This is a genomic window from Gordonia pseudamarae, from assembly GCF_025273675.1.
In the GTDB taxonomy this organism is placed as follows: Bacteria; Actinomycetota; Actinomycetes; order Mycobacteriales; family Mycobacteriaceae; genus Gordonia; species Gordonia pseudamarae.
Genome location: NZ_CP045809.1, coordinates 2,891,094 through 2,909,401, shown reverse-complemented (window position 1 = coordinate 2,909,401; position 18,308 = coordinate 2,891,094). Strand labels below are relative to the sequence as shown.

The following is an 18,308-nucleotide window of genomic DNA, read 5'->3' as shown; positions in this document are numbered from 1 at the left end:
AGCTTGGTGCACAACCACACGACAATCGTGTACCGGGGGACGCGGAGTCTGCGGCCCGGTGCATGGTGCCGCTGTCCGCGGCGCAGCGCAGTATCTGGTTCGCGCAGCAACTCACTCCCGGCACACCGTTCACGATCGCGCAGTACATTGACGTCAGTGGCGACCTCGATGTCAGTGTGCTCTCCGCGGCCGGTCGTCGGGTCGCCCGGGAGTTCGGTACGACGATGGTGCGGTTGGTGCCCGCCGCCGACCCGGCGGACGCCCCGGTGCAGTTGATCGACGATTCGCTCCATGCCGACACCACGCATCTGGACTTTCGCGGACACATGGATCCGGAGGCCGTGGCCCGGGCCTGGATGGATGCGGAGTTCCGGCGCCCGCTGGATATGTTCACCGACCGGCTCATCAAGTCGGCCACATTGCGGATCGCCGATGGGCGCTACTTCTGGTACACCCGTGTCCACCACATCCTGCTCGACGGGTACGGGGCGGCCGCGTTCACCGAACGGGTCGCCGAGGTGTACACGGCGCTGGCGTCGGGGACAGACGTGGCGCCGTCGCGTGCGGGCACGTTGACGGACCTGTACGAGGATGATCTGAAGTATCAGTCGTCGTCGCGATTCGAACGTGACCGCGAACACTGGGTTGAGCGGGTGGCCGATCTGCCCGCGCCGATCCGGTTGGGCGGTGCGGCGACCGGACCGCGCTCACGCACCGTGGGTGACTGCCTCGACCCCGATCTGCAGCGCGATGTGACGGCATTCTGCACCGACAACGAGGTGACTGTCGCGGCCGTGGTGACTGCAGCGGCAGCCCTGTACATCGCCCGGATGAGCGGTCACGACGATGTGGTCCTCAGTCTTCCGGTCTCCGCGCGGACCAATGCGCTGCTCCGTAGGTCCGGTGGCATGGTGTCCAATGTGGTGCCCATCCGCACCACGATCGATGCGCATACGACGGTGGCCGGGTTCGTCGCGCGGGTCACCCATGAGCTCAGCGGTGCGTTGCGCCACCAGAGGTTCCGGGTGGAGGACATGCGACCCGGGCAGTCGCGTGGCTCGTCGGCCGAACCCGGCGGTACCCGTGGCTTTTTCGGACCCGCGATCAACATCATGATGTTCCGCAGCGCGATCGGGCTGGGTGAGTTGGTGGGAAGCGGCTACGTCCTCAGTACCGGGCCGATAGATGATCTGTCCTTCCTGGCGTACACCGGCGGCGGCGAACTGCGCGTCGACCTCGAAGTCAACGCCACGGCATATTCGATTGCCGAGCAGGAGGCGCACCACCGACGTTTCCTCACCGTGCTGGCCCGACTGGTGCGATCCGCACCGCACGCCCGGGTGCGCGGACTGGACGTGGTCGCACCACAGGATCGGACGTGGACGGTGCCCGCCCGCGGTCCGGAGGCGACCACGGCCCGGCCGCTACCGGAAATACTGCGTCGGGTCGCCGACGCCCATCCGGCGGCAACCGCACTGGTCAGCGGTGATATCAGTTTGCGCTACGACGAACTTGCCCAGCGGGTACGCAGACTGGCGAGGGTGCTCATCGCACAGGGGGTGGGCCCCGGAGTGGGTGTTGCGGTCCTGCTGCCACGCGGCACCGGTTCGGTGACCAGCACGTTGGCGGTCCTGCTGGCCGGCGGGGTGTTTGTGCCGATCGATCCGGCCCTGCCCGACGACCGCATCGGCTATCTACTCGACAACAGTGCGGCCGGGTTCGGAATCACCGGTGCGGACGGCATATCCCGGCTGGCCGCCGCGTCACTCACCGGAGCCGTGCGGTGGCTGGATCTGGACGACGACACCGTGCGCGCGGCATATCGGGCCGCCTCGTCCGACCCGGTGACCGACGCCGACCGGCTCCGGCCGCTACACGCCGACGATCCGGCCTATGTGATCTACACATCCGGGTCGACAGGGTTGCCGAAGGGCGTGGTGGTCGCCCACCGCGGCCTGGTGTCGCTGGCGACCGAACAGGCCCGGCGGTGCGGCGCGGTGCCGGGTTCGCGTATCACTCATTTCGCATCTCCGAGCTTTGACGCCTCGGTGTTCGAACTGCTGCTCGCCTTCACCTCCGGCGCGGCCCTGGTGGTGGTGCCGCCGGACATATACGGCGGTGCGGAACTGGCCCGGATGTTGCGGACCGAACGCATCACCCACATTGTCATGACGCCGACGGCACTCGCCTCGGTGCCGAGCGCCAGTGATTCCGCCCCCGGCTTTCCCGACCTTGAGGCGGTGATCGTCGGCGGCGAGGCATGCCCTGCCGAATTGGTGACGCGGTGGGGGACCACCCACCGGATGTTCAACTGCTACGGCCCTACGGAGACGACGGTGATCGTCACGGTGGCGGGCCCGCTGGAGCCTGCGCGCGCGGTGACCATCGGATCACCGATCACCGGGACAACCGCTGTGGTGCTTGATCATTGGTTGCAGCCGGTCCCGGTGGGGGCCACCGGTGAACTGTATATCGGTGGTGCGGGTGTCGCGATGGGCTATCACCGCAGACATGCGCTGACCGCTACTCGATTTATCGCCGATCCGTTCGGCCCGGCCGGTGCGCGCATCTATCGCACCGGCGACCTGGTGCAATGGGGTGCCGATGGTGAGTTGATCTACCGTGGTCGCGCCGACCGGCAGGTCAAGATCCGTGGCTTCCGTATCGAACTGGGTGAGATCGATGCGGTGATGGGCGCCGTCGCCGGCGTGGACCATGCGTTCACCGAACCCAAAACCATCGGTGGCACATCAGAATCCGGCGCCCGCAGCGTCCTTGTCGGGTATTTCACCGGGACGGCGCGGCCGGAGTCGATCCGGGAGAGGCTACGGGCGGCGTTGCCGGCGCATATGGTGCCCGCGGCAGTTGTGCACCTCGACTCGGTGCCGTTGACGTCGGCCGGCAAGCTCGATGTCGAGGCGCTGCCGGTGCCGACGATGCAGGCGGCGCAGTATGTGCCGCCGCGATCGACCGCGGAGGAATCGGTGGCCGCGGCCTTCGCCGTCTGCACCGGAGCCGGGCGGGTGGGGCGCGACGACGACTTCTTCGTACTCGGTGGTGACTCGTTGATGGCCACCCGGCTGGTGTCGATGCTGGCCGGTGAATTGGGCGTCGACGTGCCGGTGCGCTGGGTTTTCGAATCCCCGACGGTCGCCGAGCTGGCCCGCAGGCTCGTGGACTCGGGTGCCCGTACGGTGCCGGATCTGCGCCCGGTCACGACCGACGCCGACCTGGTGCCGGTCTCACCGCAGCAGAAGCGCATGTGGATCATCAACCAGTTCGACGTCGATTCCGCGATGTTCAACATCCCGCTGGTCGTGCGGTTGCGCGGTCCGCTCGATGTTGCGGCGCTGTCGGCGGCGGTGGCCGATGTGGTCGAGCGGCACGATACGTTACGCACCAGCTATCCGGACGGACCGGACGGGCCGATCCAGCAGGTCCTGCCCGCGGCGAGCGCCGGGCACATCCACGCCGGTGTCCGGACACCCGAGCAGGTCGCCGCAGGTGACCTGGATCATCGGATAACCATGTTGGCCACCAGGGGATTCGACGTTTCCGCGCAGGTACCGCTGGCCATCACCATGCTGCGGACCGCCGCGGACGACCACACCTTCGTCTGTGTGGCCAACCACATCGCGGCAGACGGATCATCGACGGCGCCGTTGGCGCGCGACCTTGCCGTGGCCTATCATTCCCGAACCCGGGGCAGGGCGCCGGACTGGCCGCCGTTGCCGGTGAATTACCGCGACTACACGCGCTGGCATCACGAGATGATGGGCGACGAGTCCGATCCCGAGTCGGTTGCCGCCCGGCAATTGGAGTACTGGCGGAGACAGCTGCAGGGGCTGCCCGATGTGCTGGCCCTGCCGACCGATCGCCCGCGGCCGGCTCATGCCGGCAACAGCGGTGGTCACCTGCGGTCGGCCATCGAGGCACGGGTTGCCGAGCGGCTGCGTGGCGTGGCGGTGTCGACGGGCACCACTCCGTTCATGGTCGCGCACGCGGTGCTCGCCGTGATGCTATCCCGGCTTACCGGGTCCGGCGACATCGCCGTGGGCACCCCCGTTGCCGGCCGAGGCCATCGGCATCTGGCCGATCTGGTCGGAATGTTCGCGGGCACAGTCGTACTGCGCACGGAGGTGCGCGGCGGACAGAGTTTCGCCGAACTCCTGGCCGTGGTGCGCGACACCGACCTCGCCGCCTTCGAGCACGCCGACATCCCGTTCGACCGGCTGGTGGATCTGATCAAACCGCACCGCTCGGCCGCATACCACCCGCTGTTCCAGGTCGGCTTCTCCTACCAGAACCTCGGGCCCGCAAGCTTTTCGCTCGACGGCATCGAAGCCGAGATCATCGAGCCGGAACTCGGTGTCGCGAAATCGGATCTGCACCTGACTCTCGTCGAGGACGGTGTGTTGGGGTCCGCCACCGGTGGCGGCATGGTGGTGCAGTGGGACTACAACCGGGATCTGTTCGACCACACCACCATCGAACGCTGGAATCGGTTCTGGGCCGAATTGCTGACAGCCGCACTCGATGCCGTCGACACCCCGGTCGGGGATCTCGCGACGGCCGGGGACAATTCCGCCGGCGTCCTCACCGGCGCGGTCAGTGGCCGCCGCGCGACGACGCTGACCGCACTGCTGGCGCAGTCGGTCACCCGGAACGCTTCCGCACCCGCCATCTGGGTCGACCGGACCGGTTCCGAGATCACCTATCGCGACCTTGGCCGGCGGGTAGATCTACTGGCCCGGCAACTGGTTGCCCTGGGGGTGGGACCCGAGGTCAGGGTGGCGGTGGCCATCGAACGGTCGGCCGAATTGATCGACGCCGTGCTTGCCGTCGTCGGTGCGGGCGGCGCCTATGTGCCGATGGATCCAGGCGCTCCCGCCGACCGTAACGCGCTGGTGTTGCGGTCCGCCCGCCCGGCGCTGCTCCTGGTGGCGGGCGGGATTCCGGACGGTTTCCCGGACGGTTCGGTCCCGACGCTGGACGTGACCGAGGTGACGGACCCGGGTCCGGCCGGGGGCCATCTCACCGCGCCGAGTCCGCAGAACACGGCATACGTCATCTACACCTCGGGATCCACGGGCATCCCGAAGGGGGTGGCGGTGTCCCACGGTGCGATCGCCGCCCAGCTGTCGTGGAAGGCCGGCGCCTTTCCGGTGGGTCCCGGCGACACCCTCGTTCTCAAGACCGCCCTCACCTTCGACCTGTCGGTGTGGGAACTGTTCTGGCCGTTGCTCAGTGGCGCCCGACTGGTGGTGGCCGCACCGGACGGTCACCGGGACCCACGGTACATCGCGGACCTGATGGTCCGGACCGGTACGACCGCCGCCCACTTTGTGCCGTCCCTGCTCGACGCCCACCTCGACGCCCTGGACGACATGGGAGCGCCTGCGCACCGGCTGGACCGGGTGCTGTGCATCGGCGAGGCGCTGACCCCGGCGACGGCCGGCCGGGCGCGGGATGCGCTGCGGGCGCGGGTGTTCAACCTGTACGGTCCCACCGAGGCCGCAGTGGGCATCACCTGTCACGAATGGGGTTCGGCGGCAACGGTCTCCGGGTCCGGTGCGGTCGCGACCTGGGCCACGGTTCCCATCGGTGCGCCGGTCGATGATTCGGACCTGCTGATCCTGGACGACCGCCTCCATCGGACCCCCGTCGGGGTTGCGGGAGAACTATATCTGCGTGGCGTGCAGTTGGCCGTGGCCTATGAGGGGCGCCCCGACCTGACCGCTGCACGGTTCATCGCCGATCCACACGGGAGCGGCGGCCGACTGTACCGCACCGGAGATCTGGCGCGTATTCGTGTAGATGGATCGTTGGAGTATCTGGGCCGCAACGATTTTCATGTCAAGATTCGCGGCCAGCGGATTGAGCTGGGGGAGATCGAAGCCGCGCTCGCCGCCCACCCCGCGGTGTCGGCGGCGGCAGTCACGGCACACGACAACGAACTCGTGGCCTACCTTGTGCCGACCGACACCACGGCGTGGGACGGTGAGAGGATCCTGCGCGACCTTGCCGCGCGTGTCCCGTCGTATATGGTGCCTGTCACGGTGGTGACCCTCGAGGAACTGCCGCGCGGTATCCACGGAAAGGTCGATCGGTCGGCGTTGCCACAGCCGCCGCGCAGGAACCACGCCTATATGGCGCCACGAACCGGCACCGAACAAGCACTGGTGGCGTTGCTGTCGGATCTGGTCGGTGGCGGAGCAGCCGGAGCCGAACCGTTGGGCATAGGTGACGACTTCTTCGACAGAGGAGGCAACTCCCTTCTTGCCGCACGGCTTTCGGCCCGCATCACCGACACCTTCGGGGTGTCCGTACCCGTCCGGACGATCTTCGAGGTTTCGGTGATCGGTGACCTGGCGGCCCGGATCGACGGCCTGGTGGCCGATGACCGTCCACTCCTGAGCCGGCGGGACCGGCCGGCGCGGATCCCGTTGTCGCGGGCCCAGCGCCGGATGTGGGTGCTCGACCAACTGGAACCGGGCAGCGGCCTGTACAACCTGCCGATGGCGTTGCGTGTCGACGGCCCGATCGACCTCGCGGCGCTCGATGCCGCGGTGCGCCGCCTGCTCGATCGGCATGAGGTGCTCCGCACGATCTACCCCGCGGCCGACGGTGTGCCCTATCAGCGGATACTCACCACCGACGACGCGCTCGCGGGTGTGGATCTGCTGACGCACCGCACCGTGACGTCTGCGGACGTGCCCGCACAGATCGCCCGTATCGCCGCCCGAGGATTCGATCTGGAGCATGCGATACCGTTGCGTATCAGTGTGCTTCGCGTATCGGACGACCGGCATGTGGTGGTCGGCGTCGTCCACCACATCGCCGCCGACGGGTGGTCGATCCGGCTGCTGATCGCGGATCTGCTCGCCGGATACGCGGGGGCGGGCGGTGCCGCGGCCGCACTGCCCGTCGACTACGCCGACTATGCGCTATGGCAGGCGGCACTACTCGGTGACGACCGAAGTCCGCGCCATCACAGCATCGAACGACAGCATCTGCATTGGCGCCGTACCCTTGCCGGGTTGCCGGGGCCGCTCGAGCTGCCGTTCGACCGGCCCCGGCCGGCGCACCCCACCCGGCACGGCGCAACCGTCGAGTTCACTGTCGACAAGGCATTGGTGACCGTCGCCGACGCGTTCGCGCGGGAACGGCGCGCCACCCTGTTCCACCTGATACACACCGCTTTCGCAATTCTGCTGTCGCGACTGTCGGGGTCGTCCGACATCGTGATCGGCACACCGGTGTCGGGGCGGGCGAGCGGCCTGCTCGATGACGTCGTCGGGATGTTCGTCGAAACGGTGGTGTTGCGCACCCGGCTGGACGTCGACGGCACCGTCGAGGCGGCGCTGGCCGATGTCTGCGCGGTGGATATCGCGGCTCAGGAGAACTCGGAGATCCCGTTCGACGATATCGCGGGCGAATTCGAATCCGATCCGGGCGGTGCACATCACCCGGTCTTCCAGGTGATGCTGGCCGCGGGTGATCCGGTACCCGAAACACTGTCCGTGGGGGACGCGGCGACGGGGGATGAATTGACCGCGACCCCGCTGGCCGCCGACATCCCGCTGGCCCGTTTCGACCTGCAGCTGACCGTGGACATGCCCGCCGATCCCACGGTCGTGAACGGGATGCGGGGACGGTGGACGTACGCCACCGACCTGTTCGACGGCGCCACGATCGCCGGACTGTCCGACATGTTCATACGCGTACTCGGTGCCCTGATCGACGCGCCGCAGGCACCGGTGCACAGCGTCGACATCCTGTCCCGGGAGCGGATCACCGACATCCTGACGCGGTGGTCCGTGGGTCCGGCACCCGTCGCCGACCCGTGTCACCGCACCGTGCCGGATCTGCTGGCGGCGGCGCAGTCGCGTACCGCCGCGGCCACCGTCACCGATGCGGCGGGCACCATCGCGGCCTCCGAGTTCCGGCAGCGGGTCGCACGCACCGCACGTGCTCTGATCGGTCGGGGAGTTGCGCCCGAAGATGCTGTTGTGGTGGCTGTGCCACGGTCGGTCGACATGTTGGTGGCGATCCACGCGGTGGTCGCGGCGGGCGGTGCCTATGTGCCGGTCGACCTGTCACAGCCGGCGGCCCGGGTGGCGGCGACGCTTGCCGTCGTCGACCCGAAAGTGGTTCTGGTTCCGTCCGCAGACGCGGTGAAGCTACCCGCACCGTGGGCGGGGCGAGTGGTGGATTCAGGCGACCGGCATCTCGCGTTCGATGACGCGGTGGTCGCCGACATCGACCGCAGGGCACCACTGTTGCCGACGCATCCGGCCTACATACTGTTCACCTCCGGGTCGACCGGAACCCCGAAAGCGGTGAGCATCACCCACGAGGCGATGGTCAACCGCCTCGACTGGATGCAGCGCCGCCACCCGATCGGCACACCCGATACGGTCCTGCAGAAGACCCCCGTCACATTCGACGTCTCGATGTGGGAGTTGTTCTGGCCATTTACATCCGGAGCGTCAACGGTCCTTGCCCCGCCGGACGCGCACAGGGACCCGGTGGTGTTGGCGGACCTGATCGCGGCTCACCGGATCACGGTGATCCACTTTGTCCCGGCGATGCTCGACGCGCTTCTCGCCGCACATCTCGACGACGGTGACCTGACCACGTTGCGCCTGGTCTTCACCAGCGGTGAGGCACTCGGGGCGCGCTCGGCAGCCGAGTTGCTGCACCGGACGTCGGCGCATCTGCACAATCTGTACGGCCCGACGGAGGCTGCCGTCGACGTCACCGCGGTCCAGCTGTATTCCGATGACCTCGTGTCCCGGCCGGTGCCGATCGGCCGGCCCACCGCGGGCAACCGGGTTTACGTACTCGACGCCCGATTGCGCCCGGTCGCTGCCGGGGTGAGCGGTGAACTGTACCTCGGCGGTGTGCAACTCGCCCGCGGGTATCACTCCCGACCGGACCTGACCGCCGCCCGGTTCGTGGCCGCCCCGTGGGGTGACGGGGAACGCCTCTATCGGACCGGCGATGTGGTCCGCTGGCGGCGTGGACCGTCACCGCTCGGCGGTCCGGTGCTGGACTATGTGGGCCGCAGTGACTTTCAGGTCAAGATCCGCGGCCAGCGGGTCGAACTGGGTGAGATCGAGGCCGCGGTGCTGACCCACCCGGATGTCGCGTCCACGGCGGCCGTCGTGCACCAGACACCTGTCGGGCCCACGCTTGTCGCCTACGTGGTGGTACCCGGCCCCGACGCGCAGGCACAGGCTGCCGGTATCCGTACCCACGTCGCGGGTGTCCTCCCGGACCATATGGTGCCCACCCACGTCGTACTGCTGCCGCGGCTCCCCGTCACGGTCAGTGGCAAAGTGGACCGCCGGGCGTTGCCCGCGCCGCCCGCCGCAACGATCACCCGGCGCACCGGTGGCGGCACTTCCGCCCGCTCCGCAACAGAGGCCGCCGTTCTCGGAATCGTCCGGGGACTGCTCGGCGCGGAGGTCGATGTCGACGACGACTTCTTCGACATCGGCGGCAACTCGCTGATCGCCACCCGCTTGGTCGCGGGAATCCACACCGCTTTCGGTGTCCGGATGCCGGTCCGGACGGTTTTCGACGCCCGCACCAGTGCGGCGATCGCCGCCGCAGTGGACGCCGCGGACGTTGCCGTCGCTGTTGAACGCAGGCCACGTCCAGAGCGGATTCCTTTGTCGCCCGCACAATCCCAGATGTGGTTGCACAACCGGATCGACCCGGACTCGACCGCCTTTTTGATCGTGGCGCCCCTGCGGCTGCCCGTCCGCCTCGAATCGGTGGTACTGCGCGCGGCGATCGGGGACGTGCTGGCCCGGCACGAGATCCTGCGGACCGTGTATCCCGAGACCGCCGACGGCCCGGTGCAACGCATCCTCGCTGTGGACGACTACGCACTCGACGATGTGCTGCGGGTCCTTGACCCGCGGACGCCGGTAGGGCAAACCCGGCCGTCGCCCGACGAATGTGTGCGGGCCGCACTCGGAACTCGCTTCGACCTCACCACCGACCTGCCGTTGCGGGTGATCGTGCAGCCGGCGGGCGAACACACGCATCTGGTGCTCGCGATCCATCACGTCGCCGCCGACGGCTGGTCGCTCCGCATCCTGGCCACCGATCTGACCAGTGCCTACCAGGCGCGACTCGGCGGCGGGGCACCGGCATGGACGCCGCTGCCGGTGCAGTACGCCGATCATGTGCTCGCCCGGGCCGCGGACCTCGGTGACCCCACCGATCCCGATTCGGCGCTGGCGCACCATCTGCGCTACTGGCGGGACGTACTCGCCGACGCGCCCGGACGCGGCGCCCCGGAACCGGACGGCACCGGCGGTCCGGCCCACGTCCACCGGCTGCACATCGACGACAAGACACTGACCGCGGCCGACCGGCTTGCCGCGCGTCACGACACCACCCGCTTTGCCGTGCTGCACGCCGCGCTTGCGGTCACGCTCAGCCGGTCGGGTGCCGGCCGTGACGTCATCATCGGTACCCCCGTCGCCGGCCGGTCCGACGGGGACGTCGCCGACCTCGTCGGCATGTTCGTCACGATGGTCGCGTTGCGCTCCGATGTCGACCCCTTGCACGGTTTCGGTGCGCTGGTGGCGCGGTCCCGCGATACCGTCATCGACGCGCTCGACCATGCGGACGTCGACGTCGAGGACGTGATCGATCATCTCGCGATACCGCGGGACGGCACGCGACATCCGCTGATCGGGGCCACCCTCACGGTGACCGGTGACCGGCATCCGGCCACCGGATCGGACACCGCAACGGTGGTGGAGTCGGTGACGCGGCTGGACCTGCCGGTGGCCCGCTTCGATCTTGAGTTCACGGTCACCGAGACGGCGGACGGTGGCATGGAGATCAGTGTCGTCCACCGATCGGCGGCCTACCGCAGCGAGACCGCCGCTCTTCTGCTCGATCGGCTTGGCCATATCTTGCCGACGGTCTGCGCCGCCGCGGACCTGCCGTTGCGGGAACTGGATATGCTGACTCCGGCCGAACATGCTGCGGTGAAATCACTTTCCGGGTCCGCGCCCGCGCGGCCGCGGTTGCTCGGCGATGTACTCGGTACGCCCGGATACCGACTCGCCGGCGCCACCCGGTCGGGTGAATGGGTGACCTGGGATCATCGCACTCTCGATACGTTCACGTGCCGCCTCGCCCGGATTCTGGCCGGCCGCGGCGCGGGTCCGGAAACCGTTGTGGCGCTGTGTATGGCGCGATCGGTCGAATCTGTCGCGGCGATGCGGGCGGTGGCCGTCACAGGCGCCGCGTTCGTACCCGTCGACCCCGCCTATCCGGCCGACCGGATCGCGTTCATGCTCGCCGATTCCGGTGCCATGATCATCGTCACCACCGCTGCCGATCAGGCCCGGCTGGCCGGCGCGGCCGGTGAGTTGCTCGACACCGCAATCCTTGCCGACGATCCGGCGTTGTCTGTCCCGGAACGTTCCGAACGTCCCCACCCGGTCGTGGTGCCGGGTGTCGCGCACATCGACCAATTGGCGTACCTCATCTACACGTCGGGGTCGACGGGTACGCCCAAGGCGGTGGCGGTCACCCACCGCGGCATCGCGTCGTTCGTGGCCGAGCAACGTCGCTACGGTGTCGGTCCGGACAGCCGCGTCCTGCATTTCGCCTCGCCGAGCTTCGATGCCGCGCTCCTGGAGGTACTGCTGGCCGCGGATGCGGGCGCGACCACTGTCGTCGCGCCCGGTGACATCTACGGTTCGGACGAACTGACCGAGTTGCTGCGCCGTGAGGCGGTCACCCACGCCTTCCTCACACCCGGGGTGCTGGGCACCATCACGCCGTCGGCACCGACCACCGACCCGCTACCGGCGTTGCGGACCGTCATCGTCGGTGGCGACGCCTGCCCACCGCAGACCGCCCGGCAATGGATCGCGTTGGGCAAGCACTTCTTCAACGCCTTCGGACCTACCGAGGCGACGGTGATGGCCACCGTGTGCGGTCCGCTCGCAGCGGACGACACCGAGCCGATGACTATTGGGCGCGGCATCGTCGGCACCGGAATCCGGGTGCTCGACGACGTGCTGACGGACCACTCACCGGGGGTCGGCGGTGAACTGTACATTTCCGGGCCGGGCCTGGCCCGCGGCTACCACCGGCAACCCGCGCTCACCGCCGCCACCTTTGTCGCCGATCCAGACGGTCCGCCCGGATCGCGTCGCTACCGCACGGGCGACCTGGTGCGGCAACTCATCGATCATCGTGGCGAGGTCACACTCACGCATCTGGGCAGAGCCGACCAGCAACTGAAGATTCGCGGTCACCGCATCGAAACCGGTGAGGTCGAGACAGCCGTACGTGGCTACCCGGGTGTCGGTGGCGTGGTGGTGACGGGTGTGCCCGGTCCCGACGGGACGCTGGTGTTGGCCGGCTATGTGGCACCCACCCGGCCGCACAGCGGTTCCGGCGCGGCCGGTGTACTCGACCGGGACGCATTGCGTACCTATCTCCGCGGCCGGCTGCCCGCGTATGCGGTGCCGACGGTGATCGTCCTGGTCGATACCATCCCGCTCACCACGTCGGGCAAAGTCGACCGACGGTCGTTGCCCGCACCGGAGTTCGCCGAATCCGCCTACACGGCACCGACCACCGCAGCCGAGTCCGTGATCGTGCATGTCTTCGCCGACGTCCTTGACCGCGACCGGATCGGGGTGCACGATAGCTTCTTCGATATCGGCGGTACGTCATTGTCGGCGGCTCAGGCGGTCGCCCGGATCAGATCCGAGTCGGGCCGCGAGATTTCCGTACCCGACCTCTTCGACGCGCCGACACCTGCCGAACTCGCCGCCCGGCTGGCGGCGTCGGTTCAGGTCGACGGTCCGGTTCTCGGCGCGCTCGCACGGTCCGGGCCGATCCCGTTGTCGCCCGCCCAGCAACGAATGTGGTTCCTCAACAGATTCGACCCCGGCGCGCTCACCGAGAACATCCCGGTGGTGCTCCGGATATCCGGCGACCTGGATGTGGACGCGTTGCGCGCGGCATTGGCCACGCTGGTGCATCGGCATGAGGCGTTGCGCACGATCTACCCTGATTCCCCGGACGGGCCGCATCAGCAGATTCTCGACACCGGACGGGCCGGGGTGGAACTCGACGTCGTGCACGTGGATCCGGGAACGATGGGCGACGCCGTCCGCGCCATCACCGGCACCTGTTTCGATGTCACCGCTCAGGTACCCGTCCGGGCGGCCCTGCTCGCCGACCGCGACCTCGCCGAAGGTGACCGTGGCGACGTCATGTTCGTGCTGGTGCTGCATCACATCTGTGCCGACGGACTGTCCGTGGTGACCCTGGCGGCCCAACTCGCCGACGCCTACGCGGCACTGCGTGCCGGTCGGGAACCAGACCGCACGCCGCCGCCGGTCCAGTACGCCGACTTCGCGATCTGGCAGCGCGCACTGCTCGACGATCCGGCCGGGGGATCGGCGACCGCGCTGGCAGACTGGCGTGACAGGCTCGCCGGGGCGCCGCCGGTGGCAGACCTGCCCGCCGACCGACCTCGGCCGATCCGCCCCACCGGCGCCGGCCGGCGCATCGATTTCGCCGTCGATGCCGACCTGTACGCACGCGTCAGGGATTTCGCGACACAACGCGGTGTAACCCCGTTCATGGTGGCGCACACCGCATTGGCGATCCTGCTCGGCCGGATCGGCGACAACCGCGACGTGGTGATCGGCACCCCGATCGCGGGCCGCGGTGAACAACACCTCGACGGGGTGGTCGGGATGTTCGTCAACATGCTGGCCCTGCGCACCGTGATCGACAGCGGCGCCACCGGCGAGGAGGCGCTCGCGCAGGCACGGGCCGCGGCCCTGCACGGATTCGCCCGCGCGGCCATCCCGTTCGACCGGATCGTCGAATCATTGGATCTGCCGCGGACCGCGGGCCATCATCCGGTCTTCCAGGTGGCGTTCTCCTTCCAGAACCTCGGCCCGGTCACCATGGCGTTACCGGGCGCGCACGTCGAGGTGGTCGACGACGACCAGGAGATCGCTGAATTCGATCTGCATCTGACGCTGGCCGAGAACTGGGCGGGGGCCGGTCAGTCCGACGGTCTTGCCGGCCAATTAGTCTATGCGACAGATATTTTCGATGAGATAACGGCGGCTGGGCTGGTCCGTCGGTACGTCCGGCTACTCGATGCGCTGCTTGAGCGGCCGGACCGTGCGGTCGGTGAGCTGCCGCTCCTCGATGCCGATGAACTCCGTCGCCTGACCACCTCGGCGCCCGCGCCTGATCACCTCGAATCGGGACTCGCCGACGCCTTCCACGCGCAGGCACAACGTACCCCCGACGCCGATGCGGTGGTGGCAGCCGGGCAGGTGGTGAGTTACCGGGCCCTCGCGGAGCGGGTCACCGCACTCGCGGACACCCTGACGCGTCACGGCGTGGGGCCCGAGGACCGCGTCGCCATCACCGCACCCCGTGGCCTGCACCAGATTGTCGCGATGTACGCCGTCGCGACCGTCGGCGCCGCCTACGTTCCGGTGGACCTGACAGCGGCGGCGCGCGCGAGTCTGATCCTCGACGCCGCCGACCCGACACTGATCCTGGGCGTCGGACCGGTGGACGTCGCCGACCGCCGGTATCTGGACCTGGCAGCGCCCATGTCGGAGCAACCGCCGTCGACGGCGTCCCCGGCAGGCAGCCGACCCGACAACACCGCCTATGTGTTGTTCACCTCCGGGTCCACCGGAGTACCCAAAGGCGTGAACGTCGGTATCGCCGCGGTCACCGAACAACTCCGGTGGATGCAGCAGCGGTACCCGATGGGAGAGGGTGACACGGTCCTGCTCAAGACGGCAGCAGGATTCGACCTGTCGGTGTGGGAGTACTGGTGGCCGCTGCGGACCGGCGCCCGGATCGTGGTGGCCGATGCGGGCACCGAACGGGACGGGCGTGCGGTTCTGGCCGACCTCGTCGGGCACCGGGTGAGTGTGCTGCCGACGGTGCCGTCCGGGTTGGCGATGGTGCTCGACGCGGGCGCCCTGCCCGACACCCTGCGGACGGTCCTGTGCATCGGCGAGGAACTGCCCGGTGATCTGGTATCCAGATTCCGTGACACCGGATCGGTTGCGACGCTGCATAATCTGTACGGTCCTACCGAGGCGGCCGTGAGCGTCACCGGTCATGCGGTCACCGGGCCGGACGCGGCAGACGGAGGGCCGGTGCCGATCGGCGGTCCGCAGCCGTCGGTGACGATCAGGGTGCTCGACAGCAGACTGCAACTCGTACCCGACGGTGTCGCCGGTGAGTTGTACCTCGGCGGGGTGCAGGTGGCGCGTGGTTACCACGGTGATCCCGCCCGGACCGCCGCCGCCTTCGTGGCCGACCCGATCGACGGTTCCCGGATGTACCGCACCGGCGATCTGGTGCGTCGGCTGAGCGACGGCAACCTCGTCTACCTCGGCCGCACCGACCGGCAGTTCAAAATCCGTGGTTTCCGGATCGAACCGGGGGAGATCGAGGCGGCGCTGCGCAGCTGCGCCGGAGTCACCGACGCGGTGGTGACCACCGTGCCCGGCGCCGGTGGATCGGATCGGCTGATCGGATTCGTCACCGCATCCGGTGCGCCGGATGTGTCCACCGGCTTCGCCGATGCGGTTGCGCGCGCGGTCGCCCACCGGTTGCCAGGCTACCTTCGACCAGAAGTACATGTGCTCGAACGACTTCCGTACACCAGTACCGGCAAGGTGGACCGGAATCGGCTGCCCCGGCCGGCACCTGTCCGGCGGGCGTACCAGGCCCCGGCGACCGAGCTGGAACACCGGGTGGTGGGCGTGGTCGCCGAGGTCACCGGAGCCGACCGCGTCGGCCTGGCCGACAACTTCTTCGCTCTCGGTGGCAACTCGCTGTCGGCGACCCGCGCCGCTGCCCGGCTGGAAGCCGAACTGGCCTGCCCGATACCGGTGCGGGCGCTGTTCGACGCGGCCGACATCGCCGACTTGGTGGCAGCCGTCGCCGCACTCGTCGACACCGGCGGCCCGGACGCTGCGCCACTGGCCCGGACAGCTGATGACAGTCCGGCCCCGCTCGCACCGGCACAACGGCGGCTGTGGGAATCGGTCCGGGCAGGGTCGGGCGGCGACTGGAACGTCCCGATGGCGATCCGATTCACCGGCGACCTGGACATCGCGGCCGTCGAAGCCGCCGTATTCGACCTGGTCGACCGGCACGAGGCGCTGCGCACCCGGTACCGCGACGAGGGGACCGGGCCGCAACTGGTCGTCCTGCCGACCGCGGAGATCATCGACACCGTGCGGCAGGGGTTGATCCCGGTCGACATCGCCGAGGACAGACCGGCCGATGCGCTGGCCGATGCCGCGTCGTTGCCGCTCGACGTCGAGAACGGGGTTCCGATCGGAATCCGGTTGCTGCGCCTGCGGTCCGACGTCCACATTCTGGTTCTGGTGATTCATCACCTGAGCTTCGACGGGCAGTCGATGGCGCCGCTGGCCCGCGACGTGCTGACCGCGTACGCGGCCCGCCGGGACGGGACGGCACCCGAGCTGCCCGAACCCACGGTCAGATACGTCGACTACGCGCGGTGGCGCAACGCACTCCTGGGTACACCCGCCGCACGCACCGACGAATTCCGGCGCCAGTTGGCGTACTGGGCCGGCATCTTCGGTGACGGCGGTACGGGCGCGACACCCGCTCCGGCACTGCCCACCGACCGGCCGCGCCCCGACGTCTGGGACGCCGACGGCGCGACGGTGCGGTTCACCATCGGTACCGACCTGCACAACGCGATCGACCGTTATGCCCGCGATCGGTCGGTCGGTGTTTTCGCCGTCCTCCAGGCGGCGTTCGCGATCGTGCTCGCCGATCTCGGCGGCAACCCCGACGTCCGCGTCGCCACTTCCAGTGGCAACCGCGCGCATCCGGCTCTCGCCGGTGTGGTCGGCAACTTCGCCGAAGACGTCCCGATGCGATTGGACGCCGGTGACGCACGCCGATTCACCGATCTGGTCCGGGACGTCCGCGACCAATTGCTCGGCGGCCTCGCACACCCCGACATCTCGATCTTCGACCTGATCGATGCCTGCGGACTCACCCGAATCCCCGGCGGATCGGTGGGAAATCCGTTCTTCTCATCGACACTGATCCTGCAACATGCCGATCTCGGGGATGCGGCGCTACTCCAACTCGATCTGGGAGGTGTACGCGTGGCTCGTGAGGAGATCCCGAAGATCACGGCGAAGCACGACCTTGAATTCACCCTGCTCGAACTGAGTGACAACGAGCTGCCGGCAGGTATCGAGGGCACGATCATCTATCCGGTAGCCCTGTTCGACCGGCCGACCGTCGACGATGCGGCGCGACGGCTGCTGGCCGTCCTGGAGGCGGCGGTGGCCGGTGACGTACCGGACAGCACGGTCGCGCGGTTGCGGTCGCTGCTGTGAGGGGCGTGTCGGTGGTGATCGCCTACTATCGGGGCCTGCCGGATCTCGACGTGCAACTCGACGCACTGGCCGCACAGGACTACGACGGCGACTTCGAGGTCATCGTCAGCGACAACGAGGGCAGCGACGCCCTGTGCGGTCATATCGACTCCCACCCGCTACGCGGACGGCTCCGGCTGCGCCGCGTCGACTCATCGGGTGTGCCCGGGACATCTCATGCGCGCAACGTGGGAACGCGCAGCGCAGCATACGATTTCATCGCCTACTGTGATCAGGACGACGCCGTGTGTCCGTCCTGGCTGCGGGCGATGACGGCGGCTGCGGCCGATGCCGATCTGGTTGGCGGCCCCGTCGAATCGGCCACCCTCAACGACCCGGTGGTGGCGTCCTGGCGAGTGCTGCCCGGCCCCGAAGAGCCGTTCGTCGCCGCCCGATTCCTGCCCATCACATTCGGTTGCAATCTCGGTATCCACCGCGCGGTTTTCGACGCCGTCGGCGGCTGGGATGAGAGCTATCCCACCGCCGGCAGCGACGTCGAGTTGTGCTGGCGGATACAGACATCGGGCTACCGGTTCGGCTATGCCCAGGACGCGATGGTGGCCTACCGGTTTCGCACCAGTATGCGGGAATCGTGGCGGCAGACGGTGGAATACGGACGCGAAGATGCCCGGGTAGCCAAACAATACGGTGCGCCGGGCCGGCAGTGGTGGTGGTTGCCGGCCCATGCGGCCGTGGTGGTCGGGCTATGCCCGGTGTGGCCGTGGGCGTGGTCGCGCCGGCGCCGCGGCGAATGGGTGTGGATCACCGGCAATCTCGTCGGGCGGCTGTGGGGCAGCGTCAAATACCGCGTCGTGTACATCTGACCGT

The 18,308-nt window shown here is 68.6% G+C and carries 2 protein-coding genes; both read left to right on the top strand.

Annotation, left to right across the window (positions count from 1 at the left end):
• Window positions 1-62: 62 nt before the first annotated feature.
• Window positions 63-17,441, top strand: coding sequence for a non-ribosomal peptide synthetase (locus tag GII31_RS12765; RefSeq protein WP_260839969.1), 17,379 nt, complete (start codon window positions 63-65; stop codon window positions 17,439-17,441).
• Window positions 17,438-18,304, top strand: coding sequence for a glycosyltransferase family 2 protein (locus tag GII31_RS12760; RefSeq protein ID WP_213243569.1), 867 nt, complete (start codon window positions 17,438-17,440; stop codon window positions 18,302-18,304). Before GII31_RS12765 ends, GII31_RS12760 begins: the two co-directional genes overlap by 4 nt.
• The last annotated feature ends 4 nt before the right edge of the window (window positions 18,305-18,308 follow it).